The sequence below is a fragment of the Pseudomonas kitaguniensis genome, assembly GCF_049199985.1.
Taxonomy (GTDB): Bacteria; Pseudomonadota; Gammaproteobacteria; order Pseudomonadales; family Pseudomonadaceae; genus Aquipseudomonas; species Aquipseudomonas kitaguniensis.
In genome coordinates this window covers 27,083-52,727 of record NZ_JBLZPT010000022.1, presented here as the reverse complement: position 1 = coordinate 52,727, position 25,645 = coordinate 27,083, and the positions used below count along the sequence as shown (strand labels likewise).

The following is a 25,645-nucleotide window of genomic DNA, read 5'->3' as shown; positions in this document are numbered from 1 at the left end:
GCCCGCTGCGTGCGGGCGCCATGCTTTGGCAACTTGCCCAGATGCTTTGGGTTGGCGGCGTGTGGTTGTTACACATTGGCATATTGCCAGCGCTGGGCCTGATTGGTTTGGCGCCGTTGCTGATCGATGAGATCGATGGATTGCTGAGCGTGCTGCTGGTGAGCTTTGCGGCGGCGTGCGTCACGCTCCAGGTGCTGGTGCTGATAAAGGCCGAGGGCATGGAGAGTTTGTGGCGGGATATTCGCGGCCAACTGCTGTTGATGGCGCTGTATGCATGCGCAATGTTTTGCGTGGTGCATGTATGGCTGCCGCAAGCGTTGCGCTGGCAGCTCTTCAGCTATCTTGTGCTAGGGTTTGCAGGCTTGGTGCTGGTTATGCAACCGGCGCCGGGATGGAGTGGCGGGGCACGCGAAGCGCGCCCGTAACCCTTGTTGTCATTTGAGCGTTATCACTTGAAGCGATGAACGTTCGACAACTGCTTGTTGGCACTGAAGTTCTTGCGATACAGCAGTGCCATCTTGCCGATGACCTGAACCAGGTCTGCTTTGCCGACCTTGCACAGTTCTGCAATGGCGGCCAGGCGCGCTTCGCGGTCAAGGATGTTGACCTTGATTTTGATCAGTTCGTGATCGCCCAATGCGCGTTCAAGTTCGGCTAACACACCTTCAGTCAAACCGTTGTCTGCCACAATCAAAACTGGTTTCAGATGATGGCCAATGGATTTGTACTGTTTCTTCTGCTCTTGAGTGAGCGGCATAATCTGACCCCTGCGTCTGATCTTGTAAAAAGCGGCGGCCAGTTTACCCGAGCGAGTCCGGGACCGCCCAGTTAATCACGACCCGTTTTATTTTCGAGGTGGCCCGTGGCCCGTTCCAAAACTAGCCTTAAGTGGCTGCAAGAGCATTTCAACGACCCTTACGTCAAAATGGCGCAAAAGGACGGCTACCGCTCCCGTGCGAGTTACAAGCTGCTTGAGCTGCAGGAAAAGGACAAACTGATCCGCCCTGGCATGACGGTTATCGATCTTGGCGCCGCGCCCGGCGGTTGGTCGCAGGTGACCAGTCGTCTGATTGGTGGTCAAGGGCGTTTGATCGCTTCCGATATTCTGGAAATGGACAGCATCTCTGATGTGACCTTTGTTCACGGGGACTTCACTCAGGATGCGGTCCTGGCTGAAATTCTCGCGGCGGTGGGAAATTCGCAGGTAGACCTTGTGATTTCCGACATGGCCCCCAATATGAGTGGATTACCGGCCGTTGATATGCCACGAGCGATGTTCCTGTGTGAACTTGCACTGGACTTGGCGGGTCGAGTACTGCGTCCGGGCGGTGATTTTTTGGTCAAGGTTTTCCAGGGTGAAGGCTTCGACGAGTATCACAAGAATATTCGCAAGCTGTTCGACAAGGTACAGATGCGCAAACCGGACTCTTCACGCGGCCGGTCTCGCGAGCAATATTTGCTGGGCCGCGGTTTCCGTGGCATCGAAGGCGCCGCCAGTGATGAGCGTCTTTGAGGATTTGAAGGGAGGCGATAGGTTTTTTTATATCGCTTTCGTCACGAAGCTTTACGAATATTGTGTAGTCAAAGTTTCACAAAGGGTTACAGACGGCGCCTGCCAGTGTTGTAGGTAATGTAGTAAGTTAGGCCGGTGAATATCATGCGAAGCGCGCGCCAGTAGCGGAGCTTGCTTCAGAGGGTAGTTAATTGAACGATATGGCAAAGAATCTGATCCTGTGGTTGATCATCGCGGCTGTCCTGGTGACGGTGATGAACAACTTCTCCAGCCCTAACGAGCCGCAGACCCTCAACTATTCCGACTTCATCCAGCAAGTTAAGGATGGCAAGGTCGAACGCGTAGCGGTTGATGGCTTCGTGATCACCGGCAAGCGTAACGATGGCGACAGCTTCAAGACCATCCGCCCGAATATCCCGGACAATGGCCTGATCGGCGACCTGGTGGATAACCACGTGGTTGTTGAAGGCAAGCAGCCTGAGCGCCAGAGCATCTGGACCCAGTTGCTGGTTGCCAGCTTCCCGATCCTGGTGATTATCGCCGTGTTCATGTTCTTCATGCGCCAGATGCAAGGTGGTGCGGGGGGCAAGGGCGGACCCATGAGCTTCGGCAAGAGCAAGGCACGCCTGCTCTCCGAAGATCAGGTTAAGACCACCTTGGCTGACGTTGCTGGTTGCGATGAAGCCAAGGAAGAAGTCGGTGAGTTGGTCGAGTTCCTGCGCGATCCAGGCAAGTTCCAGCGTCTGGGCGGCCGCATTCCTCGCGGTGTGCTGATGGTGGGTCCTCCGGGTACCGGTAAAACCTTGCTGGCCAAGGCGATTGCTGGCGAAGCCAAGGTGCCTTTTTTCACCATTTCCGGTTCTGATTTCGTCGAAATGTTCGTCGGTGTGGGTGCGAGCCGTGTTCGCGACATGTTTGAGCAGGCCAAGAAGCACGCGCCATGCATCATCTTCATCGATGAGATCGACGCAGTGGGTCGCCATCGTGGTGCTGGCATGGGCGGCGGTCATGATGAGCGTGAGCAGACCCTCAACCAGTTGCTGGTTGAGATGGACGGCTTCGAAATGAATGACGGCATCATCGTCATTGCCGCAACCAACCGTCCGGACGTACTGGACCCTGCATTGCTGCGTCCAGGCCGTTTCGACCGTCAGGTGGTGGTGGGTTTGCCGGACATTCGTGGCCGCGAACAGATTTTGAAAGTGCACATGCGCAAAGTGCCAATGGGTGACGACGTGGCTCCTGCCGTCATTGCCCGTGGTACGCCTGGTTTCTCCGGTGCTGACTTGGCTAACCTGGTGAACGAGGCTTCGTTGTTCGCAGCCCGTACCGGCAAGCGCATTGTTGAAATGAAAGAGTTTGAGCTGGCCAAAGACAAGATCATGATGGGCGCCGAGCGCAAATCGATGGTCATGTCCGAGAAAGAGAAGCAAAACACCGCCTATCACGAAGCGGGTCACGCCATTGTTGGTCGCGTTGTGCCTGAGCATGACCCGGTCTACAAAGTGTCGATCATTCCTCGTGGTCGGGCGCTGGGTGTGACCATGTTCCTGCCGGAAGAGGATCGTTACAGCCTCTCCAAGCGTGCACTGATCAGCCAGATCTGTTCGTTGTACGGTGGCCGAATTGCTGAAGAGATGACCCTTGGTTTCGACGGTGTGACCACAGGTGCTTCCAACGACATCATGCGTGCCAGCCAGATTGCACGAAACATGGTGACCAAGTGGGGCTTGTCGGAAAAACTCGGTCCTTTGATGTATGCCGAGGAAGAAGGCGAAGTGTTCCTTGGGCGTGGGGGTGGCGGTCAAAGCGCCAGCTTCTCCGGTGAGACAGCCAAGCTGATCGACTCCGAAGTGCGCAGTATCATTGACCAATGCTACGGCACGGCCAAGCAGATCCTGACCGACAACCGCGACAAGCTGGATGCCATGGCTGACGCGCTGATGAAGTACGAGACCATTGATGCCGATCAGATTGACGACATCATGGCAGGCCGTACACCGCGTGAACCTCGCGACTGGGAAGGTGGCTCGGGTACATCGGGCACTCCGCCGGTGGTTTCGAACGAACGCCCTGAAGCCCCGATCGGTGGCCCTGCAGCTGATCACTAAGGTTTGAAATGACTTCTGCGTTGTCCTCAACCCGGTTGCCTTGCGGCAACCGGGTTCTTGATTTGGCCCATACACATGTCATGGGCATTCTTAACGTAACCCCCGATTCATTCTCCGACGGTGGCCGATTCGGTCAGCTGGATGCCGCATTGCGTCATGCCGAGGCAATGGTCGCGGCTGGCGCTACGTTGATTGATGTCGGTGGTGAGTCGACCCGGCCCGGCGCCCGCGTGGTTTCTCCTTTGGAGGAACTGGAGCGGGTGGCGCCGGTCGTCGAGCGTATCGCGCGTGAATTGGATGTGATCATCTCGGTTGATACATCAACCCCTGCAGTGATGCGCGAGACAGCGCGCCTGGGGGCGGGGTTGATCAACGATGTGCGCTCGCTTCAACGCGACGGTGCCCTGGGTGCTGCAGCAGCAACCGGTTTGCCGGTGTGCCTGATGCACATGCTCGGTGAGCCCGGCAACATGCAGGACAGCCCGCATTACGACGACCTTGTTGGCGAGGTGAGTGGGTTTCTTGCGCAAAGAATGGCTCAATGCGCCAAGGCAGGAATTGCTGCCGAAAAGATCATCCTTGATCCCGGGTTTGGCTTTGCCAAGACCCTTCAACATAATTTAAGCCTGTTCAAGCACCTGGAGTCCTTGCAGGCTTTGGGCCGGCCCTTGTTGGTCGGCGTCTCGCGCAAGAGCATGATAGGGCAGGCCTTGAACCGTCCAGTGGGTGAGCGGCTATACGGCGGCTTGGCGCTTGCGGCGCTTGCCGTGACCAAGGGCGCACGTATTTTACGTGTGCATGACGTGGCCGAGACGGTCGATCTAGTGCGTATGATCGCTGCTGTAGAATCAGCCGAATAAGAATGATGGAGTACTTATGACAAAGAAATATTTTGGCACCGACGGTATCCGTGGTCGGGTCGGCGAATTCCCGATCACCCCTGACTTTATGCTCAAATTGGGCTGGGCAGCGGGCATGGCGTTTCGCAGCATGGGCGCGTGCCGCATTCTGGTCGGCAAGGACACCCGGATTTCGGGGTACATGTTTGAGTCGGCTCTGGAGGCCGGCTTGTCCGCCGCAGGTGCTGATGTAATGCTGCTCGGCCCAATGCCGACGCCTGCGATCGCCTACCTGACGCGTACCTTCCACGCTGAAGCCGGTATTGTGATCAGTGCCTCGCACAACCCGCATGATGACAACGGTATCAAGTTCTTCTCGGGTCAAGGCACCAAGCTGCCGGACGAGATCGAGCTGATGATCGAAGAGTTGCTGGATGCACCGATGACGGTGGTGGAGTCGAGCAAGCTGGGCAAAGTATCGCGGATCAACGACGCGTCTGGTCGTTATATCGAATTCTGCAAAAGCAGCGTGCCCAGCAGCACCAATTTTGCCGGTTTGAAGATCGTAGTCGACTGCGCCCATGGTGCGACTTACAAGGTCGCGCCGAGCGTATTCAAAGAGCTGGGCGCGCAGGTAACCGTGCTCTCCGCTCAGCCAAACGGCTTGAACATCAATGATAACTGCGGCTCCACTCACATGGAGCAGTTGCAGGCGGCGGTTCTGGCCGAGCATGCCGATTTGGGCATCGCCTTTGATGGCGACGGCGATCGCGTGCTGATGGTCGACCACACCGGTACTGTGGTTGACGGTGATGACCTGCTGTTCATCATCGCTCGCGACCTGCATGAGCGGAACAAGCTGCACGGCGGTGTCGTCGGAACATTGATGAGTAACCTTGGGCTTGAGCTGGCATTGGCAGACCTTGGGATTCCCTTTGTCCGTGCCAACGTCGGTGACCGTTATGTGATCGCGGAGCTGCTGGAGCGTAACTGGTTGGTCGGCGGCGAGAATTCGGGGCACATTGTGTGCTTCCAGCACACCACCACGGGTGACGCAATTATTGCGGCGCTGCAAGTGCTGTTGGCGTTGCGTCGTCGCGAGGAGAGCCTGGCTCAGGCGCGCCAAGCGCTGCGCAAGTGCCCGCAAGTGCTGTTGAATGTGCGTTTTGCCGGCGGCGAAAATCCGATCGAACACCCTGCCGTCAAAGAGGCTTGCGAGCGTGTGAACCTGGCAATGGCGGGGCGTGGGCGGGTGTTGTTGCGCAAGTCTGGCACAGAGCCTCTGGTGCGCGTCATGGTCGAAGGTGAAGACGAAACACAGGTTCGCGGCCATGCCGAAGACCTGGCAAAACTGGTAACTGAAGTTTGCGCCTGAATTCGGCTTGCCAGTGATGATGCGGTTGGGTAACATCTGCGCCCACTTTGACCGACGAGGTACAGCATGCGTCGCACTATGGTAGCTGGTAACTGGAAGATGCACGGTACCCGCGCCAGTGTCGCTGAGCTGATCAATGGCCTTCGTCACTTGGCCTTGCCTGGCAGTGTTGATGTTGCGGTTTTTCCGCCTTGCTTGCATATCAGCCAAGTGGTTGATGGTTTGGAAGGCAAGTCGATCCAGGTCGGCGCGCAGAATTCTGCGGTAGAGCCCATGCAAGGTGCGTTGACCGGTGAGATTTCGCCGAGTCAGCTGGTTGATGCGGGTTGTGCCTATGTACTTGTCGGGCACTCCGAGCGCCGTCAGGTGATGGGCGAGCGTGATGAAACGCTCAACCGCAAGTTCGCAGCTGCACAGGCTTGTGGTCTGACTCCGATATTGTGCATAGGGGAGACCCTTGAGCAGCGTGAGTCGGGCAAAACGCTTGAAGTTGTCTCGCGTCAGCTGGGCAGCATCATCGAGGAGCTGGGTGTGGCTGCGTTTGCAAGCGCAGTAATTGCTTACGAGCCGGTCTGGGCCATTGGTACCGGGCTGACTGCTACACCGCAACAGGCGCAGGATGTGCACGCAGCCATCCGCGCTCAGTTGGCGGCAGAGAATTCTGAGGTCGCACAAGGTGTGCGGCTTCTATACGGCGGCAGCGTGAAGGCGGCCAATGCGGTCGAACTGTTCGGCATGCCGGATATCGATGGGGGGCTCATTGGTGGAGCTTCCCTGAATGCAGATGAGTTCGGTGCGATTTGTCGCGCCGCGGGAAACTGAAAAAATGCTGGAAACAGTCGTAGTCGTTTTTCATCTGTTGGCTGCCCTGGGCGTAGTTGCCCTGGTTTTGCTGCAACAGGGTAAAGGTGCGGATGCTGGTGCGTCTTTCGGTGCAGGTGCTTCAAATACTGTATTCGGAAGCCAAGGTTCCTCTACCTTTCTTAGTAAGTTTACTGCTATACTTGCCGCCGGTTTCTTCATAACCAGCTTAGGGTTAGGTTACTTTGCTAAAGAGAAAGCTCATGTGCTGACTCAAGTAGGTTTGCCAAACCCAGCAGTGTTGGAAGTACCTAAAGCAAAACCGGCTTCTGATGATGTCCCGGTGCTTCAAGAGCAAAAGTCGGCTACTCCAGCGACTGACGTACCTCCAGCTCAAGAGCAAAAGTAAGAAGGGTTGTAAGCGCTGTATTGCCGAGGTGGTGGAATTGGTAGACACGCAACCTTGAGGTGGTTGTGCCCATAGGGTGTAGGGGTTCGAGTCCCCTTCTCGGTACCAATTATCAGGAGAGCCCGCTGTTGCGGGCTTTCTTGTAGGTGGAAGGTTACATTGACCCTGTAAGGGATCGGTCGTATACTTCCGCCCCAGCTTTGTCGCGGGGTGGAGCAGTCTGGTAGCTCGTCGGGCTCATAACCCGAAGGTCGTCGGTTCAAATCCGGCCCCCGCAACCAGTTTTAGCGGAGCCCCTTTTAAGGGGCTTTTTGTTAGCTGGACACTTTCAACGCCGCTGTTCGACGGCGTTTCAAGGATGGGCGTTTCGCCCATTTTTTTATTTTGCACAGCATGCACATACATGCACGAGGGGGTTCAGGTGTCGAGCAAGCTAGAAGAGTTGCAGGCCTTGCTGGCCCCGGTGATCGTGGCCCTAGGCTATGAATGCTGGGGTATTGAGTTTTCGGCTCAAGGTCGCCACTCAATGTTGCGCGTTTATATCGATAAAGAGGGCGGCGTGCTGGTGGACGATTGTGCCATTGTCAGCCGTCAGATCAGCGGTGTGCTGGATGTTGAAGATCCAATCGCTGTTGAATATACCCTCGAAGTTTCCTCGCCAGGCATGGAACGCCCACTGTTCACTATTGATCAGTTTGCAAAATTTGCCGGTGAACAAGTGAAGATCAAGCTGCGATCGCCATTCGAAGGGCGACGCAATTTTCAGGGCCTTCTGCGCGGTGTAGAAGAGCAGGATGTCGTGGTGCAGGTAGAAGACCATGAGTTCCTGTTGCCGATCGATATGATCGACAAGGCCAACATTATTCCCAGTTTTGACTGAGACGCGGATCCCGCGGATCCAATGGCTTGCGAAAGGCGAGGCGTACGATGAGCAAAGAAGTACTGCTGGTTGTTGAGTCGGTATCCAATGAAAAGGGCGTACCGGCAAACGTGATTTTTGAAGCGCTGGAGCTGGCTCTGGCCACTGCTACCAAAAAGCGTTTTGAAGACGAAGTGGATCTGCGTGTGGAAATCAACCGCCACACCGGTGCCTATGAGACTTTCCGTCGTTGGACGGTCGTCGAAGAAGCCGATCTTGATGATCCGGCCATCGAAACCTGGCCAAGCAAGGTTGCCGAAACGCACCCTGGCTCCAGCGTTGGTGATGTAGTCGAAGAAAAGATCGAGTCTATCGAGTTCGGCCGCATTGCTGCACAGACCGCCAAACAGGTCATCGTGCAGAAGGTTCGCGAAGCTGAACGCGCTCAAGTCGTTGACGCTTATCGCGAGCGCCTGGGTGAGATCATCTCCGGCACCGTGAAAAAAGTCACCCGCGATAACGTGATCGTCGATTTGGGTAACAACGCCGAAGCGTTGTTGGCTCGCGAAGACATCATTTCTCGCGAAACTTTCCGTGTTGGCGTGCGTTTGCGTGCGCTGCTCAAGGAAATCCGCACAGAGAACCGCGGCCCTCAACTGATCCTGTCGCGTACCGCGCCGGAAATGTTGATCGAGCTGTTCCGTATCGAAGTGCCGGAAATTGCCGAAGGCCTGATCGAAGTCATGGCTGCGTCCCGCGACCCGGGTTCGCGCGCCAAGATCGCGGTTCGGTCCAAGGACAAACGCATCGACCCGCAGGGCGCTTGCATTGGTATGCGCGGTTCGCGCGTCCAGGCAGTGTCGGGCGAATTGGGTGGTGAGCGTGTGGACATCGTGCTGTGGGACGATAACCCGGCGCAGTTCGTGATCAACGCCATGTCGCCGGCTGAAGTGGCGGCAATTATCGTTGACGAAGATGCCCATGCAATGGACATCGCCGTTGGCGCAGACAATCTGGCTCAGGCCATTGGTCGAGGTGGTCAGAACGTGCGTCTGGCCAGCCAACTGACCGGCTGGACCCTGAACGTGATGACCGAATCGGACATCCAGGCTAAGCAGCAAGCTGAAACCGGTGACATCCTGCGCAACTTCATCGACGAGCTGGAAGTCGACGAAGATTTGGCGCAGGTGCTGGTAGATGAAGGCTTCACCAGCCTGGAAGAGATTGCCTACGTACCGTTGGAAGAAATGCTCAACATCGACGGCTTTGACGAAGACACCGTCAACGAGCTTCGCGCTCGGGCCAAGGATCGTTTGTTGACTAAAGCCATCGCTACTGAGGAAAAGCTGGCAGACGCCCATCCGGCCGAAGACCTACTCTCGCTTGAGGGTATGGACAAGGATTTGGCGATGGAACTGGCGGTGCGCGGCGTAATTACCCGCGAAGACCTGGCCGAGCAGTCTATTGACGATCTGCTCGACATCGACGGCATTGACGATGATCGTGCCGGCAAGTTGATCATGGCCGCCCGAGCCCATTGGTTCGAGTAACTAGGCGCGGCCTGAGGAGAGAAGTGCATGACGCAAGTCACGGTGAAACAACTGGCCGATGAGGTCAAAACACCGGTAGAGCGCCTGTTGCAGCAGATGCGTGAGGCAGGTCTGCCGCACACCGCCGCCGACGAAGGTGTGAGCGACAGTGAGAAGCAGTCTTTGCTGACTCACTTGAAGAGCAGCCACAAGGCGAAAGTGGAAGAACCGCGCAAGATTACATTGCAGCGCAAAACCACCAGCACCCTGCGTGTTGCTGGTAGCAAAAGCATCAGCGTTGAAGTACGCAAGAAGAAAGTCTTCGTACAACGCAGCCCGGAAGAAATCGAAGCCGAGCGCAAACGCGATCTGGAAGAACGTCGTGCAGTAGAAAATGCTGCTCGTCAGAAGGCTGAAGAAGAAACCAAGCGTCGCGCCGAAGAAGAAGCGCGTCGCCAGCCTACTGCCGCGCAACCTGCTGCTGACGCAGTTGCCGCGCCAAGCGCTCCTGTTGAAACTGTGCGTGAGGCCGCTCCGGTTGCCGCCGCTCCAGCGCCTGCAGCAGACGCCCGCAAGCGCGACGAACCTCGTCGTCCGGACAAACCTCGTGCCGACGACAACAATCGTCGCAGTGGCGGTGGTGATGGTGAGCGTAAAAACGCTCCGCATCGTGCTTCGGTCAAAGAAAAAGCGCCTGCTCCACGCGTTGCTCCACGTACCACCGACGAAGAAAGCGACAGCTTCCGTCGTGGTGGTCGCGGCAAGGCCAAGCTGAAAAAGCGCAACGCTCACGGTTTCCAGAGCCCAACCGGCCCTGTCGTGCGTGATGTGCAGATCGGCGAGACCATTTCTGTTGGCGATCTCGCCAATCAGATGTCGGTCAAAGCGGCTGAAATCATCAAGTTCATGTTCAAACTGGGTACGCCAGCGACCATCAACCAGGTGCTTGATCAGGAAACTGCTCAACTGGTAGCCGAAGAACTGGGCCACAAAGTGACCCTGGTCAGCGACACTGCCCTGGAAGACTCCCTGGCCGAGTCCCTGAAGTTTGAAGGTGAGACGTTCTCCCGTGCGCCAGTCGTGACCGTAATGGGCCACGTTGACCATGGTAAAACGTCGCTGCTCGACTACATTCGTCGTGCCAAGGTAGCTGCTGGCGAAGCCGGCGGTATCACCCAGCACATCGGTGCGTACCACGTTGAAACCGAACGCGGCATGGTCACCTTCCTCGACACCCCGGGTCACGCCGCGTTTACCGCAATGCGTGCCCGTGGTGCCAAGGCGACTGACATCGTGATTCTGGTAGTTGCAGCGGACGACGGCGTAATGCCGCAGACCATTGAAGCTGTCCAGCACGCCAAGGCTGCTGGTGTTCCACTGGTTGTTGCAGTGAACAAAATCGACAAACCGGGCGCCGATCTTGATCGCATCCGTAGCGAGCTGTCGGTTCACGGCGTGACGTCCGAAGAGTGGGGCGGTGATACGCCATTCGTTTCGGTTTCGGCGAAAGTCGGTACCGGTGTAGACGAATTGCTCGAAGCGGTCCTGCTGCAAGCTGAAGTACTCGAACTGAAAGCAACCCCTTCGGCCCCAGGTCGCGGTGTTGTGGTTGAGTCGCGTCTCGACAAAGGTCGTGGCCCGGTTGCAACTGTTCTGGTTCAAGACGGTACTCTGCGCCAAGGCGACATGGTGCTGGTCGGTTCGAACTATGGCCGCGTACGTGCCATGCTCGACGAGAACGGCAAGCCAATCAAGGAAGCCGGTCCATCCATCCCTGTCGAGATTCTCGGCCTGGACGGTACCCCGGACGCTGGCGACGAGATGAGCGTGCTGTCGGACGAGAAGAAAGCCCGTGAAGTGGCTCTGTTCCGTCAAGGCAAGTTCCGCGAAGTCAAATTGGCTCGCGCTCACGCCGGCAAGCTGGAAAACATCTTCGAAAACATGGGCCAGGCAGAGAAGAAGACGCTTAACATCGTCCTCAAATCTGACGTCCGTGGTTCTCTCGAAGCGTTGAACGGCGCCTTGAATGGCCTGGGTAACGACGAAGTGCAAGTGCGTGTTGTCGGTGGCGGCGTAGGTGGTATCACCGAATCCGACGCCAACCTGGCACTCGCTTCCAACGCTGTACTGTTTGGCTTCAACGTGCGTGCCGATGCTGGCGCTCGCAAGATCGTCGAGCAGGAAGGCCTGGACATGCGTTATTACAACGTCATCTACGACATCATCGAAGACGTCAAGAAAGCCCTTACCGGCATGCTTGGCAGCGACGTTCGGGAGAATATCCTGGGTATCGCCGAGGTGCGTGACGTGTTCCGCTCGCCGAAGTTCGGCGCGATCGCAGGTTGCATGGTTATCGAAGGTGTTGTGCACCGTAACCGTCCAATCCGCGTACTGCGTGAAGACATCGTTATCTTCGAAGGCGAGCTGGAATCCCTGCGCCGCTTCAAAGACGACGCTTCCGAAGTGCGTGCCGGCATGGAATGCGGTATCGGCGTCAAGAGCTACAACGACGTCAAAGCTGGCGACAAGATCGAAGTTTACGAGAAGGTCCAGGTTGCTCGCAGCCTCTAACTCTCGCACTTCAGGAGCCACGCAGTGTGTGGGCATGCAAATGCCCCGCGCAGCGTTCGGACTCTAAACGCAACGCCCGGTCTGGCTTTTGTCAGGCCGGGCGTTTGCCGCTTTCAGACCCCACGGGTTTCACCGTGTGGCAGTAACAGGTAACAAGACATGGCAAAAGAATACAGCCGTACCCAGCGTATCGGCGATCAGATGCAGCGCGAGCTGGCCCAACTGATCCGTCGCGAAGTCAAAGATCCACGCGTTGGCCTGGTTACCATCACCGCCGTTGAAGTGAGCCGTGACGTAGGTCACGCCAAGATCTTCATCACCGTGATGGGGCAGGACAGCAGCGAAGAAATCGCGCAAAGCATCAAGGTGCTCAATTCCGCCGCAGGTTTCCTGCGCATGCAGTTGGCCCGTGAAATGAAGCTGCGCAGTGTTCCCCAGTTGCATTTCCACTACGACGAAAGCGTCGTACGGGGTGCGCACCTGTCGGCACTGATCGAGCGCGCCGTGGCGGAAGACAATCAGCACCCGTCCACACCTGAAGACGCCAAGGAGTAAGCGGTGGCTCAGGTCAAACGTATCCGTCGCAACGTCAGCGGCATCATCCTGCTCGACAAGCCCATTGGTTTTACCTCCAATGCTGCCTTGCAGAAGGTTCGCTGGCTGCTCAATGCCGAGAAGGCCGGGCACACCGGTAGCCTCGACCCGCTGGCCACCGGCGTACTGCCGTTGTGCTTTGGCGAGGCGACCAAGTTCTCGCAGTACCTGCTCGATTCCGACAAGGGTTACGAAACCCTGATGCAACTGGGCAAAACCACCACCACGGCGGATGCCGAAGGTGATGTTTTGCAGGTTCGCGACGTGACCGTTGGTCGTGCTGATATTGAAGCTGCTTTACCCGGTTTTCGCGGGAAAATCAGCCAGATACCGCCGATGTACTCCGCGCTCAAGCGTGATGGGCAGCCACTTTACAAACTGGCACGTGCGGGCGAAGTAGTGGAGCGTGAACCGCGTTCTGTTACTATTGCGCGCTTGGAATTGCTCGCCTGTGAAGGCGACACTGCCCGCTTGGCCGTGGACTGCAGCAAAGGTACCTATATCCGTACCCTGGTGGAAGATATTGGTGAACAGCTCGGTTGCGGCGCGTATGTTGCAGAACTGCGACGCACACAGGCTGGCCCTTTCAGCCTGGCGCAGACCGTCACGCTGGAAGAGTTGGAAGCCGTACACGCCGAGGGCGGCAATGAAGCGGTTGATCGCTTCCTGATGCCATCGGACAGCGGTTTGCTCGATTGGCCATTGCTGCACTTCTCGGAGCACAGCGCGTTCTACTGGCTTAACGGCCAACCGGTACGCGCCCCGGATGCGCCGAAGTTCGGCATGGTGCGGGTACAAGATCACAACGGTCGCTTTATCGGTATCGGTGAAGTGAGCGAAGACGGGCGCATCGCGCCACGTCGACTGATTCGGTCAGAATGACCGGACGAGTGTGGCTGTTAACAGGCACGGTCAACACTCATTTTTAGATACAGGGATTTGTCCCTGGCCTGTTGAGATCACCCTTTGGGTGGTTTCCTGAAAAAAAGGATTGCCTCATGGCTCTCGACGTTCAAGAAAAAGCACAAATCGTAGCTGACTATCAGCAAGCTGTTGGTGACACTGGTTCGCCAGAAGTGCAAGTTGCACTGCTGACCCACAACATCAACAAGCTGCAAGGTCACTTCAAGGCCAACGGTAAAGATCACCACTCCCGTCGTGGTCTGATCCGCATGGTAAACCAGCGCCGTAAGCTGCTGGACTACCTGAAAGGTAAAGATCTGGGCCGTTACCAGGCTCTGATCGCTCGCCTGGGTCTGCGTCGCTAATAAGCGATTGCGCTAGAGGTTGGTTGTCTGTCGTGTGTCAGTGGGATTCCCGCTGGTTCATGGCAGGCTCCCAGCCTCAAGTTTTATCTGGATATACGTTTTACCCTGGACCAGGATCGGGCCGATTCCCGACATTGCCCAAGAATTTCGCAAGAAGACAAGTTCCCCAAGAGCCACAAAGAAGGTAGGACACCGTGAACCCGGTTATCAAAAAATTCCAGTTCGGTCAGTCGACCGTTACCCTCGAGACAGGCCGTATCGCCCGTCAAGCCTCCGGCGCAGTGCTGGTTACCGTTGACGACGACGTCACCGTATTGGTGACCGTTGTGGGTGCCAAGCACGCGGACCCAAGCAAAGGCTTTTTCCCTCTTTCCGTTCACTACCAGGAAAAAACTTACGCTGCCGGTAAGATCCCTGGCGGTTTCTTCAAGCGCGAAGGTCGTCCTTCCGAGAAAGAAACCCTGACTTCCCGACTGATCGATCGTCCGATCCGTCCGCTGTTCCCGGAAGGTTTCATGAACGAAGTGCAGGTTGTCTGCACCGTCGTTTCCACCAGCAAGAAAACCGATCCGGACATCGCTGCGATGATCGGTACCTCGGCTGCGCTGGCAATCTCCGGTATTCCTTTCGATGGCCCGATCGGCGCTGCCCGTGTTGCTTTCCATGAAAGCACCGGCTACCTGCTGAACCCGACTTACGAGCAACAGAAAGCATCGAGCCTGGACATGGTCGTTGCCGGTACCTCGGAAGCTGTATTGATGGTTGAATCGGAAGCCAAAGAGCTGACCGAAGACCAGATGCTGGGCGCGGTTCTGTTTGCTCACGACGAGTTCCAGGTTGTGATCAACGCCGTTAAAGAATTGGCTGCTGAAGCTGCCAAGCCGACATGGGCCTGGGCGCCACAGCCAGAAGCCACTGCATTGCTGGGCGCTATCCGTGCCGAGTTCGGCGACGCGATCTCCCAGGCTTATGCCATCACCGTCAAGGCCGACCGTTACGCTCGCCTGGGCGAGTTGAAGGACCAGGTTGTTGCCAAGCTGTCCGGTGAAGAAGGCCAGCCTTCTTCCAGCGAAGTCAAAGCTGCTTTCGGCGAAATCGAATACCGCACCGTTCGCGAAAACATCGTTAACGGCAAGCCACGTATCGACGGTCGCGACACCAAGACCGTACGCCCGCTGAACATCGAAGTCGGCGTTTTGCCGAAGACTCACGGTTCGGCGCTGTTCACCCGTGGCGAAACGCAGGCCCTGGTCGTTGCCACTCTGGGTACTGCCCGTGACGCCCAACTGCTGGACACCCTGGAAGGCGAGAAAAAAGACCCGTTCATGCTGCACTACAACTTCCCTCCGTTCTCGGTAGGTGAGTGTGGTCGCATGGGTGGTGCTGGTCGTCGCGAAATCGGTCACGGCCGCCTGGCTCGTCGTTCGATTGCCGCCATGCTGCCGGCTGCCGACGTGTTCCCGTACACCATTCGTGTTGTGTCGGAAATCACCGAGTCCAACGGTTCCAGCTCCATGGCTTCGGTCTGCGGCGCTTCCCTGGCGCTGATGGACGCTGGTGTTCCGATGAAGGCACCGGTTGCCGGTATCGCCATGGGCCTGGTTAAAGAAGGCGAGAAATTCGCCATCCTGACCGACATCCTGGGTGACGAAGACCACTTGGGCGACATGGACTTCAAAGTAGCCGGTACCGCCAAGGGTGTTACCGCGCTGCAGATGGACATCAAGATCAAAGGCATCACCGAAGAAATCATGGAGATCGCTCTGGGCCAAGCCCTGGAAGCGCGCCTGAATATCCTCGGCCAGATGAACCAGATCATTGGTCAATCGCGTACCGAGCTGTCGGAAAATGCTCCGACCATGATCGCGATGAAAATCGACACCGACAAAATCCGTGATGTTATCGGTAAAGGCGGCGCGACCATCCGTGCGATCTGTGAAGAGACCAAGGCTTCGATCGACATCGAAGACGACGGCTCGATCAAAATCTTCGGCGAAACCAAAGAAGCTGCAGAAGCTGCGCGTCAGCGCGTTCTGGGCATCACCGCTGAGGCCGAGATCGGCAAGATCTACGTAGGTAAGGTTGAGCGCATCGTCGACTTCGGCGCATTCGTCAACATCCTGCCGGGCAAAGACGGTCTGGTTCACATCTCCATGCTGAGCGATGCTCGCGTAGAGAAAGTGACCGACATTCTGAAAGAAGGCCAGGAAGTGGAAGTGCTGGTACTGGACGTGGACAACCGCGGCCGTATCAAGCTGTCCATCAAGGACGTAGCAGCAGCCAAGGCTTCGGGCGTTTAATCACCCGCAAGCTTCACGCTGAAAAGAGGACCCTTCGGGGTCCTTTTTTTACGCCTGCAGAAAATGTCTAAAAATCAGGCGCTTAGTTATATCTAAAAACCGCAACTTGCATGCAGTCATGGCTGCCTTCATGCAAGTTGCACGATTTCGAAAATCCATGATTTTTCTAACTTGTTGTTTTATAAGAATTTTTATCTGCAAAGTAACTTGGCACAGTGCCTGCAATATCCCTGTTAACGCTGCAGCATCAAGGTTCACACACTGCAGTCTTTCAATAAAACAGGAGTTACTCGTATGAAGAAGTTCGCTCTCGCTACCGCAACTGCTACTGCTCTGACCCTGGCCATGGCTAACGCTGCCTTCGCCCAGCCTTCCCAGGCGCCTATGACTTTGGCAGCCGGCGAAATGACCCAGGCCAAAGAGTCGACTTCGGACACTTGGATCACTACTAAAGTTAAAGCTGATCTGCTGACCGAGAAAGGCATTCCTGGTTCGGACATCAAGGTTGAGACCAACAAAGGCGTGGTTTCCCTGTCCTCGACAGTAGCAATCTCCGACTCGCAGAAAGCCACCGCTGTAGCGATCACCAAGCGCATCAAAGGTGTAACCGCAGTTTCGGCTGACGGCCTGCTGGCTGGCGGCGCTGTTAAGGCTGACAACATCGACAAATCCAAAGACGCCACCTCGGACACTTGGATCACCACTAAAGTGAAAGCTGATCTGGTCACCGAGAAAGGCATTCCTGGTACCGACATCAAAGTTGAAACCAACAAAGGTGTAGTTTCCCTGTCCTCTTCTGTCGCAGTGACCGAAGCACAGAAAACCACCGCGGTGAATATCACCAAGAAAATCAAAGGCGTTAAAGCTGTATCGGCCGATGGCCTGAAAGCAGAGTAACGCTACATTATTCGTTTGAATCGAACGGCGGCGGCTTAGGGTGAGTTAGATTTCCACCCAACGCACCTCTGGAGTTCATGCGACCGACCACACGGATGTGGTCATTACAGGCCCCGGCACTTGTGTCGGGGCCTGTTCTATTCTGGGGCAGGTATTCCTGTAACCCTCAACTCAAGGTCACAAGGCTGCTGTGGCGAGCGCGCTTGCTCGCCACAGGGCGCAAGCCCCACAGCCAGACGCCGATTACTCGGCGTCCAGGTGCAGTGGCGTAATGACTCGGCCATCCTTCTCGGCTTGCCCCAGGTTGGCATCAATGAAGTACACCCGGTCATCTTGTAACTGGCCCTTGTCCACCAGGTAGTCCTTGATGGTACTGGCCCGGTCCTGGCCGAGTTGGCGCAGCAGCACGTCACTGGCGCTCCAAAACTTGATCACGCCGTCACGCAGCTTCGCGGTGCGCTCGTCACTGCTCAGGTCTTTCCACTGCGCCGGAGGTTGTTGTTTCAGGCGGGTGCGGTAGATACCCTCCAGCAACGGCGCTTTTTCTTTTTCAGGTACTTCCAGCAGCGATGCCTGGGCCGGCACTTTGTCCCCGCGGCGCTGAAGTATTTTGTAGTAGTTGTATTGGTATTCACGCTCAAGACGTTCGGCGGCGATGAACGGGCCATCGCTGCTGGCAGCCGCAGTGCCTTCGATTTCCAGGCGCAGGGTAGGGCGCTCTTTCAGCGCCTTGGCCAGGGTGTTAAGCGCGCCTTCGGCGTCCTTGCTCAAATCGCTGGAGCCCGCGGCGAAAGACACCGTACCGAGGTCTTCCGAGCCGCCACCGCTGACCAGCCCGCCAATGAACTTGAATGGCGACGTAGCCGCGCGCACCACCAGGTTCCGCAGGGTTTGCCACACAATCGGCATCACGCTGAATTGCGGGTTATTCAGGTCACCCGTCACCGGCAACTCCAGCGAGATTTTGCCGTCGCTGTCTTTGAGCAGTGCAATCGCCAGGCGAATCGGCAAGTCCACCGCATCGGCGCTGTCGACCTTGTCACCCAGTTGCAGCTGTTCAATCACCACTTTGTTCTGCGCCTTCAACTGGCCTTTGGTGATCACGTAGTGCAGGTCGAGGTTCAGGCGGCCCTTGCGGATACGGAAGCCCGCGAACTTGCCGGAGTAAGGCGTCAACGTAGTCAGTTCGACGCGCTTGAAGCTGGTGGCAATATCCAGCGCCGCCATTGGGTTAAATGGGTTCACAGCACCTTTGATAGTCACCGGCGCATAGCGATCCACCTTGCCGTTGATATCGACGCTGGCCGGTTTGGCCTGACGACTATCAATAGTGCCGATCTGCCCGTTGAGTTGTTGAACGGCCGTGGCGAAGTTCGGCGTGAGGCTGAAGTCGGCAAAGTTGGCCGAGCCGTCGTTGATCGCGATTTGCCCAATGTGAATGCCCAAAGGCTTGTCTTTACTGGCGGCAGGTTTGGCTGCCGGTGAGCGGCCAGTGTCGGCGGGCTGCGGGATCAGCAAGTCGTCGATGTTGGTCGTGCGGTCATCGTTGATCATGAAACGCACATAGGGTTGCAGCAGGTTGACCTTGTCGATCGACACGCTGTCGCCGTGTTGATAGTTCACGCCTTCAAGCACCAGGCGCTGCCACTTGAGGAAGTCGCGGGTCTTGAGGGTGTCAAGGGTGTGCAACTGATCGACCTGAGCATTGCCGGTGACCTGAAGTGCCAGCGGGTCAATGCTTTTCAGGTTCACATCGAGGTTGCTGCCGAGCATGCCACTGCGCAGTTCCAGCCGAATAAACGGGCTGATATACGCCTGCGCTACCCGTAGGTCGATGTCTTGGGTGGTGACGTTGAGCTTGGCACTGACCGGGTTGAGGTTGACCGCGCCGGTAGCCTGAATTTTGCCTTGCTTGCCCAGGCCGGTGTCGAGCTTCAGGTTAAACGGGCTCTGGTTGAGACTGTCGAAGTTCTGCACGTCGACATTCAGCGGCCCCAGTTCCAGCGCTACTGCCGGGTTGGCCTGACGGTCGGCCAAGTGCACCTGATAGTTGCGCAACTGCACATCTTTGAGCAGCACTTGCCACGGTTTGCTCGGCGCCGCAGGTGCGGCTTTGGGCGAATCGGCGGTTGCCGGGGCGGTGGCCGGTTCCGGCGCCCTGGAAGGTTTGCTCGGTTGGCTGGCAAACAGTTTCTGCCAGTCCAGTTGGCCATCGGCTTCGCGGGCGGCCCATGTTTCCAGTTTATTGCTGCGAATCTTGCCGACAATGACCTGCTGCTTGGCCAAATCTACTGTGGTTTCGCTGATGTCCAGGCGTTCCAGGCGTGCCAGCGGGCGACCATCCGGCGCTTTGATCGCGAAGGGCGCGATGCTCGCGGCGGTGTTGGTCAGCTTCAATTCGGTTTGTTTGTCGAGGCTGAAGGTGTAGTCGGTGCTGAAATTCAGTACACCGTTTTCCAGCACCAATGGCACCGCGTCACGCACGTACGGCCACCAGGCTTTCATCTTGCCGTCGGTGACTTTCAGCGTGCCCTTGGACGTGATCGGTACCAGGCTGAAATTACCTTTCCAGTCAATTTGCCCACCCTGCGGGCCTGCGGCCACCAAGGTCATGTCGGCATTATCTTCCGGCAGCGTGCTGAGGTTTTTCAGCTCAAAGTCGAGCGTGTCGTAGAGGAATTCAATCGGTTCACTGGGGCGCAAGTCTTGAAAGTGCACATAGCCGCCCGCCAGCTTGATGCTGTCGATGCGCAATGGGAACGGTTTTGCGTTCGGGTCGGCCGGGGTCGGCTCACTTGGCGGCAGCTTGAACAGTTGCGCCAGGTTCAGTTGGCCGGATTTGTCGAACAGCAGCTCGGTCTTGGGTTTATCCAACTGCACATCGGCCAAGTGCAGGGCACGGGTCCACAGGCTGTCGATCTGCAGGTTGGCATAGAGGCGCTCAAAACCCAGTTGTTCTTTGCCGGGTTCGCCGATTTTCAGGCCCCAAAGGGTCACTTCAAGGCTGAACGGGTTGATCTCGATACGCTCAATGCGCGCCGGCACTGTGGCGTAATTGGCCAACTGTTGGTTGGCAATGCGAAGGGCGATGCCCGGCAAAATCAAAAAGCCCAGCAAACTGTACAGAGCAAGCGCGACCAACAAGGCGCCGGTGGTGCGAATCAAACCTTTGGGCATGGGTGACGCCAACTATGTCAAACGAGAGTGTCTTGGAGTATGGCACGGGTTTTCGGTTCCGAAGCACCCGGCCTTTTGAGACAAGTCCTACAGTTGCAGAATCAGCGTTTTCAGTGGCGGCTGCTGGTCCTGGGACGGAAAGTCAGCGCCAGGTGCCATGATCTGCCAGTCGCGTACCGGGCGGCCGGCTTTTTCGGCGCAGCGCAGCACCTGTTCACGCCAATCATCCATGCTGACTTTTGCCAAATTATTGCAGCAGATCAGCACGCCATTTTCGGCAGTCGCCAACAGCGCAGGCTTTAGTAAGCTCTGGTAGTCGCGTAGCAGGTCGACGGTGCCGAAGGCGCTCTTGGCCCACGCTGGCGGGTCAAGCAGCACCAAGTCATATTGACGTTGCTCAAGGTGTGGATAGCTCGGCAGCTTATGCCCGCGACGTTGGGTGATCGGCAAGCCCGCGAGTTGGCGAATCGCCGGGAAATAGTCGGACTGCACAAACGCCATACCCGGCAATTTCGGGTTCAGCAGGCCGTTTTCACGACCGACCGCCAGGTTGCCCTCGGCAAAGTCCAGGTTGCACACCTCACTGGCGCCGCCGGCTGCCGCGCTCAAGCCAACCCCACAGGTGTAGGCGAACAGGTTCAGCACGCTTTTGCCGGCGCTGTGCTCCTTGACCCAGCCGCGCGTGTTGCGCAGGTCGAGGAACAGCAGTGGGTCCTGCCCGGCATGGCGCCCACGGACACGGTAATTGAGGCCCCACTCATGGCCGATCAAGTCTTGCAGTGCCTCGGGTTGCGCCCGGTACACCGTGTCTTCACGGTCGACTCGCGAGTTGCCACGCGAGCGGTCGTTGTACACCAGCAACAACTCCAGGCCCATGAACTGGTTGATCTGTTGGTGCAGGTCCAGCAGGTCCGCTGTTTCCAGCGATTGATGGAAGCTTTGCACCAGCAGTTGCGGGCCGTAACGGTCGATGGTCAGGCCGCCGGCGCCTTCCTGGCTGCCGTGGAACAGCCGGTAGCAGTCGGTGCCTTGGGCATGCAACTCGTTGATCAGGTCTTGGCGATGATTGAGAGCGGCGCGCAGCGCCTGATTCAAAGGAGTCATGAAGCGCGCCTTACAGGGTAAATGTGGGCGCGGAGTTTAACAGCTATGCGGCGCCGCCCACATCAGCCCCGTCCATCGATGGCCACGTTGCGTCGAACTTAGCGCTTCAGGCGTTTGTCGATCAGGCCGTCCACTGCGCCGGGTTCGACGGCGTTCATCGACGTCACAAACGCGTAGATGCCTTGGCCTTTGACATCATGCGGATACCCCGCGACGACGGGTAGTCGGCTTGTGAGCTGCGCAGCGCACGGCATCGGCGATGGGGAATGTGCTGATCGAACATGAGCGGTGCTTGTTCTTGTTTTCGGGACACGTCACAAGATGCACGCTGTGGGGGAGGGTTCAAGGCCAACGTCCAAACGAACGTTGGCCTTGCTGGCAGGCTTCAGCCGCGGTGACGGCCGCGGAAGTAGTTGATCAAGCCCTGAGTCGACGCGTCGTCAGCCAGGGTTTCTTCGGCGCCGGTCAGGCGGTTGTACACGCCTTTGCCCAGCTCTTTGCCCAGTTCAACGCCCCATTGGTCGAAGGCATTGATGCCCCAGACCACGCTTTGCACAAACACTTTGTGTTCATACATCGCGACCAGTGCGCCCAGACGGCGCGGGCTGATGCGCTCCACCACGAGGGTGTTGCTTGGGCGGTTGCCAGGAATAACCTTGTGCGGTGCCAGCTTCTGCACCTCGGCTTCCGGTATGCCTTTTTCGCGCAGTTCGGCTTCGGCTTCGCTACGGGTTTTACCCAGCATCAAGGCCTGGCTCTGCGACAGGCAGTTGGCGTACAGCCACTGGTGGTGGTCGGACACCGGGTTGAAGCTGACGATCGGCACGATGAAGTCGGCCGGGATCAATTGGGTGCCTTGGTGCAGCAACTGGTGATAAGCGTGCTGACCATTGCAACCCACGCCGCCCCAGATCACCGGGCCGGTATCGGTGGACACGGGCGTACCGTCCTGGCGGACGCTCTTGCCGTTGGATTCCATGTCCAACTGTTGCAAATGCTTGGTGATGTTACGCAGGTAATGGTCATACGGCAGGATCGCGTGGCTCTGCGCGCCCCAGAAGTTGCCGTACCACACGCCGAGCAGGCCCAGCAGTACGGGCATGTTCTGTTCGAACGGGGCGTTCTGGAAATGCTGGTCCATGGTGTAGGCACCGGACAGCAGTTCCTTGAAGTTGGACATGCCGATGGCCAGGGCGATAGGCAAACCGATCGCCGACCACAGCGAGTAACGACCGCCTACCCAGTCCCACATCGGGAAGATGTTTTCTTCGCGAATACCGAAGGCCACCGCCGCCGCGTTATTGCTCGATACCGCGATAAAGTGGCGGTACAGCTCAGCTTCCGAACCACCCTGAGCCAAGTACCAGGCGCGAGCGGCCTGGGCGTTTTTCAGGGTTTCGAGGGTATTGAAGGATTTCGACGAGACGATAAACAGCGTGGTCTCGGCGCGCAGCTTCATCGTCAGCTCGTGGAACTCGCTGCCGTCGATGTTCGCCAGGTAATGGCAGCGCACACCTTTGTGGGCGTAAGACAGCAGCGCTTCAGAGACCAGCTCCGGGCCGAGGAACGAGCCACCGATGCCGATGTTGACCACGTCAGTGATCGGCTTCTCGGTGTAACCACGCCACAGGCCATCGTGGATGCGGCCGACCAAGTCAGTGATCTGGTTCAGCACCTTGTGCACGTCCGGCATGATGTTCACGCCGTTGACCGACAGCTTGTCGCCCACCGGGCGGCGCAAGGCAGTGTGCAGCGCCGGGCGGCCTTCGGATGAGTTGACGGGCTCGCCGGCGTACAGCGCGTCGATGGCGCCTTTAAGGTCGACTTCCTTGGCCAGGCCTACCAGCAAGTCGCGGGTTTCGCTGGTGATCAGGTTTTTCGAGTAATCGAGGAAAAGCCCGCAGCTGCTCAAGGTGAACTGTGAAAAGCGCTGGGGATCGGCATTGAACGCTTCGCGCATGCTGAAATCCTGCATGGCTTGGCGATGTTGATTGAGCGCTTGCCAGGCGGGCAGAGCGGTAACGTCATGAGGAGTGCGGTAGTACGCCATCGCTGCGGGTTTCCTTTTATTACGGGGACTGCCTTTAGGACACTTCAAGTGCCGGAACGTCCAGTCTTTCGTCAAGAGTGGGTTCCGCACAGCGCTAGCATGAGCGCCGGGCGATTACATTAAACCTAGCGTGTCGATATGTCTTGGCTTTGTCTGCGCTGTAGCCGGTACTTTTTTATACCGGCGCAGCAGGGAGGGCAAGCGGCGAGCAGTTTTTTGCAGAAAAACGCGGGCAGGATCAGGCCAGGTTCAGGTGCAGGTTGTCGATCAGGCGCGTCGCGCCCAAGTACGCCGCCACCAGGATCACCACATCACGGTCCTCAGGCGTCGCCGGGCGCAGGTGCACGCCGTGGCGCACTTCGAGGTAGTCCATGCGCAACCCGGCGGCTTCGATCAGTTGGACCTGCTCGGCCCGCAGCGTGGCGAAATCGTGATCACCGGCCTTGATGGCGGCGGCCATCTGGCTGAGGCTGCGATACAGCACGGGGGCAATGGCGCGCTGCTCTTCGCTGAGGTAACCGTTGCGCGATGACAGCGCCAGGCCATCGGCGGCACGCACGGTCGGCTCGCCGATGATCTGGATCGGCAGGTTCAGGTCATGCACCATGGCGCGGATCACCGCCAGTTGCTGGTAGTCCTTCTGGCCAAATACGGCCATGTCCGGCTGGACCATATTGAACAGCTTGTTGACGACCGTGGCCACGCCTTCGAAGTGCCCGGGGCGGCTGGCACCGCACAGGCCTTCGGACAGTTGCGGCACGCTGACGCGGGTTTGGCCGCTCATGCCACCGGGGTACATTTCGTCGACGGTTGGCGCGAACAACAGATTGCAGCCAGCTTGCAGGAGCTTTTCCTGGTCGGCGGCGAGCGTGCGCGGGTACTTATCCAAATCTTCGCCGGCGCCGAACTGCAGCGGGTTGACGAAAATACTCGACACCACGAACTCCGATTGCTGCGCCGCCTTGCTCACAAGGGTGGCGTGGCCGCTGTGCAGGTTGCCCATGGTAGGCACAAAGCCGATGCGCTTGCCGGCACTGCGTGCGTGGGCGACGGCCGCCCGCAGTTCTCGTACGGTTTTAACGGTGTTCATGCAGAAAATCCGTGTTCGGCGCCAGGGAAGGTAACGGCTTTGACTTCACTGACGTAGGCGCTCAGCGCGGCGTGGATGCTGTCTTGGCCAGCCATGAAGTTCTTCACGAACTTCGGCGCACGGCCGGTCAGTGTCAGGCCGAGCATGTCGTGCACCACCAGCACTTGGCCGTCGGTGGCGGAACCCGCGCCAATCCCGATCACCGGTACTTTGACCGCTTGGGTGATCTCTGCCGCCAGCTCGCTCGGCACGCATTCCAGCAAAATCATCGCGGCACCGGCTTGCTCCAGGGCAATCGCGTCCGCTCGCATTTGGCGCGCCTGGGCTTCGTTACGGCCTTGAACCTTGTAGCCGCCGAGGATGTTCACCGACTGCGGTGTCAGCCCCATGTGTGCGCATACCGGCACACCGCGCTCAGCCAGCAGGCGGATCGACTCGGCGAGCCAGGCGGCGCCTTCGACCTTGATCATGTGCGCCCCGGCTTGCATCAGTTTGCCGGCGTTCTGGAACGTCTGTTCGACGGTGGCATACCCCATGAACGGCAGGTCGGCGATGATAAAAGCACCGTCGTTACCGCGTTTGACGCTGGCGGTGTGGTAGGCGAGCTCATCGGTGGTGACGGGCAAGGTGCTGTCATTGCCTTGAAGAACCATGCCCAGTGAGTCACCTACCAGCAACACTTCGACGCCGGCCTGGCAACTGGCGTGGGCAAAGGTGGCGTCGTAGCAGGTCAGCATGGTGATTTTTTCACCTTTGAGCTTGAGGCTCTGCAAGGTGGTCAGGGTAACGTCTGGCATGAAAAGGGTCCTCGTTCAGGCGCTTGGAAACAGCGAGTAACGCGCGTGAGTCTTCGTTTATACAGGCGCACTGTCTTGAGAGCAGTGCTTATAAGGCCTGGATTGCGCCCTTCAGCGCCGGGTTGGCGGCGGCGGGACGCCTATAGTCGTGATGAGGGCTTGGGAAGTCAATTGGATGTGTTACCGCATTGTTACGATGGCGGTGTTACCGCTGTTACTGATGCGATTCAGCAGGATGCAGACCCAATGGGGGAGTGGGGGGGGGGGGGGGGGGGGCAAGCTCGGGGTTATTAAAAAAGAGAAGATAAACAACCGCACCCAGCACCCCACACGCCAGCTGGAGAAGGACTAGCGCAACAAC

22 protein-coding genes and 2 tRNA genes are annotated in these 25,645 nt (G+C 57.7%); 17 read left to right on the top strand and 7 right to left on the bottom strand.

Annotated elements, in window-relative coordinates; translation table 11 throughout:
- Window positions 1-20: 20 nt before the first annotated feature.
- On the top strand, window positions 21-425 hold the full coding sequence (locus ACOZK9_RS22150; protein ID WP_058412554.1) for a hypothetical protein: 405 nt from the start codon (window positions 21-23) through the stop codon (window positions 423-425).
- Between the two features lie 23 nt (window positions 426-448).
- Here ACOZK9_RS22150 and ACOZK9_RS22145 read toward each other — a convergent pair whose 3' ends face one another.
- Window positions 449-757, bottom strand: coding sequence for a YhbY family RNA-binding protein (locus tag ACOZK9_RS22145; protein ID WP_029298992.1), 309 nt, complete (start codon window positions 755-757; stop codon window positions 449-451).
- Window positions 758-862: 105 nt separating this feature from the next.
- On the opposite strand from ACOZK9_RS22145, the gene rlmE reads away from it, so the two are divergent.
- From rlmE to pnp, 15 genes are all read left to right on the top strand, one after another.
- Window positions 863-1,513, top strand: a complete 651-nt coding sequence (rlmE, locus tag ACOZK9_RS22140; RefSeq protein ID WP_058412553.1) for a 23S rRNA (uridine(2552)-2'-O)-methyltransferase RlmE — start codon at window positions 863-865, stop codon at window positions 1,511-1,513.
- Window positions 1,514-1,713: 200 nt separating this feature from the next.
- Window positions 1,714-3,624 carry an ATP-dependent zinc metalloprotease FtsH gene (gene ftsH, locus ACOZK9_RS22135; RefSeq protein ID WP_058412552.1) on the top strand — a complete coding sequence of 637 codons (1,911 nt, stop codon included), beginning with the start codon at window positions 1,714-1,716 and terminating at the stop codon, window positions 3,622-3,624.
- A gap of 8 nt (window positions 3,625-3,632) precedes the next feature.
- Window positions 3,633-4,484 carry a dihydropteroate synthase gene (gene folP / locus ACOZK9_RS22130; protein WP_421556570.1) on the top strand — a complete coding sequence of 284 codons (852 nt, stop codon included), beginning with the start codon at window positions 3,633-3,635 and terminating at the stop codon, window positions 4,482-4,484.
- 16 nt (window positions 4,485-4,500) lie between these two features.
- Window positions 4,501-5,838 carry a phosphoglucosamine mutase gene (gene glmM, locus ACOZK9_RS22125; RefSeq protein WP_099236409.1) on the top strand — a complete coding sequence of 446 codons (1,338 nt, stop codon included), beginning with the start codon at window positions 4,501-4,503 and terminating at the stop codon, window positions 5,836-5,838.
- Window positions 5,839-5,904: 66 nt separating this feature from the next.
- A complete protein-coding gene (tpiA, locus tag ACOZK9_RS22120) occupies window positions 5,905-6,660 on the top strand; it encodes a triose-phosphate isomerase (protein ID WP_152749037.1) in 756 nt (251 codons plus the stop codon).
- A gap of 4 nt (window positions 6,661-6,664) precedes the next feature.
- A complete protein-coding gene (secG, locus tag ACOZK9_RS22115; RefSeq protein WP_010206600.1) occupies window positions 6,665-7,048 on the top strand; it encodes a preprotein translocase subunit SecG in 384 nt (127 codons plus the stop codon).
- Between the two features lie 22 nt (window positions 7,049-7,070).
- Window positions 7,071-7,156 (top strand) — tRNA-Leu (locus tag ACOZK9_RS22110).
- A 96-nt stretch (window positions 7,157-7,252) separates the two neighbouring features.
- Window positions 7,253-7,329: transfer RNA gene (locus ACOZK9_RS22105), tRNA-Met, on the top strand.
- Window positions 7,330-7,469: 140 nt separating this feature from the next.
- Window positions 7,470-7,928, top strand: coding sequence for a ribosome maturation factor RimP (gene rimP / locus ACOZK9_RS22100; RefSeq protein WP_034117933.1), 459 nt, complete (start codon window positions 7,470-7,472; stop codon window positions 7,926-7,928).
- A 47-nt stretch (window positions 7,929-7,975) separates the two neighbouring features.
- Complete coding sequence (nusA, locus tag ACOZK9_RS22095; protein ID WP_058412548.1) at window positions 7,976-9,457, top strand: transcription termination factor NusA; 1,482 nt, start codon at window positions 7,976-7,978, stop codon at window positions 9,455-9,457.
- Window positions 9,458-9,484: 27 nt separating this feature from the next.
- Window positions 9,485-12,007 carry a translation initiation factor IF-2 gene (gene infB, locus ACOZK9_RS22090; RefSeq protein ID WP_421556569.1) on the top strand — a complete coding sequence of 841 codons (2,523 nt, stop codon included), beginning with the start codon at window positions 9,485-9,487 and terminating at the stop codon, window positions 12,005-12,007.
- 159 nt (window positions 12,008-12,166) lie between these two features.
- The gene (rbfA, locus tag ACOZK9_RS22085) at window positions 12,167-12,562 is read left to right on the top strand and encodes a 30S ribosome-binding factor RbfA (protein WP_058412546.1); all 396 of its coding nucleotides are present in this window, start codon (window positions 12,167-12,169) and stop codon (window positions 12,560-12,562) included.
- Between the two features lie 3 nt (window positions 12,563-12,565).
- Window positions 12,566-13,483 carry a tRNA pseudouridine(55) synthase TruB gene (gene truB, locus ACOZK9_RS22080; protein WP_058412545.1) on the top strand — a complete coding sequence of 306 codons (918 nt, stop codon included), beginning with the start codon at window positions 12,566-12,568 and terminating at the stop codon, window positions 13,481-13,483.
- 116 nt (window positions 13,484-13,599) lie between these two features.
- On the top strand, window positions 13,600-13,869 hold the full coding sequence (rpsO, locus tag ACOZK9_RS22075) for a 30S ribosomal protein S15 (protein ID WP_058412544.1): 270 nt from the start codon (window positions 13,600-13,602) through the stop codon (window positions 13,867-13,869).
- Between the two features lie 194 nt (window positions 13,870-14,063).
- Entirely contained in the window at window positions 14,064-16,169 is a 2,106-nt protein-coding gene (gene pnp, locus ACOZK9_RS22070) for a polyribonucleotide nucleotidyltransferase (protein WP_058412543.1), read from the top strand.
- Between the two features lie 48 nt (window positions 16,170-16,217).
- Here the strand turns inward: pnp and ACOZK9_RS22065 are convergent, their stop codons facing one another.
- Window positions 16,218-16,427 (bottom strand): hypothetical protein, encoded by a 210-nt coding sequence (locus ACOZK9_RS22065; protein ID WP_421556568.1) that lies wholly within the window; start codon window positions 16,425-16,427, stop codon window positions 16,218-16,220.
- Between the two features lie 36 nt (window positions 16,428-16,463).
- Here ACOZK9_RS22065 and ACOZK9_RS22060 point away from each other — a divergent pair, with 36 nt between their 5' ends.
- A complete protein-coding gene (locus ACOZK9_RS22060) occupies window positions 16,464-17,066 on the top strand; it encodes a BON domain-containing protein (protein ID WP_058412542.1) in 603 nt (200 codons plus the stop codon).
- Between the two features lie 243 nt (window positions 17,067-17,309).
- Here the strand turns inward: ACOZK9_RS22060 and ACOZK9_RS22055 are convergent, their stop codons facing one another.
- From ACOZK9_RS22055 to panB, 5 genes are all read right to left on the bottom strand, one after another.
- Entirely contained in the window at window positions 17,310-20,243 is a 2,934-nt protein-coding gene (locus ACOZK9_RS22055; RefSeq protein ID WP_421556567.1) for a DUF748 domain-containing protein, read from the bottom strand.
- A gap of 87 nt (window positions 20,244-20,330) precedes the next feature.
- Window positions 20,331-21,347: a class I SAM-dependent rRNA methyltransferase gene (locus tag ACOZK9_RS22050; protein WP_421556566.1), complete on the bottom strand. Its 1,017-nt coding sequence runs from the start codon at window positions 21,345-21,347 to the stop codon at window positions 20,331-20,333.
- Between the two features lie 385 nt (window positions 21,348-21,732).
- Window positions 21,733-23,397, bottom strand: a complete 1,665-nt coding sequence (gene pgi, locus ACOZK9_RS22045; RefSeq protein ID WP_058412538.1) for a glucose-6-phosphate isomerase — start codon at window positions 23,395-23,397, stop codon at window positions 21,733-21,735.
- A gap of 238 nt (window positions 23,398-23,635) precedes the next feature.
- Entirely contained in the window at window positions 23,636-24,487 is an 852-nt protein-coding gene (panC, locus tag ACOZK9_RS22040; RefSeq protein WP_421556565.1) for a pantoate--beta-alanine ligase, read from the bottom strand.
- Window positions 24,484-25,284, bottom strand: a complete 801-nt coding sequence (gene panB / locus ACOZK9_RS22035) for a 3-methyl-2-oxobutanoate hydroxymethyltransferase (protein WP_058412536.1) — start codon at window positions 25,282-25,284, stop codon at window positions 24,484-24,486. Before panB ends, panC begins: the two co-directional genes overlap by 4 nt.
- Window positions 25,285-25,645: the final 361 nt, after the last annotated feature.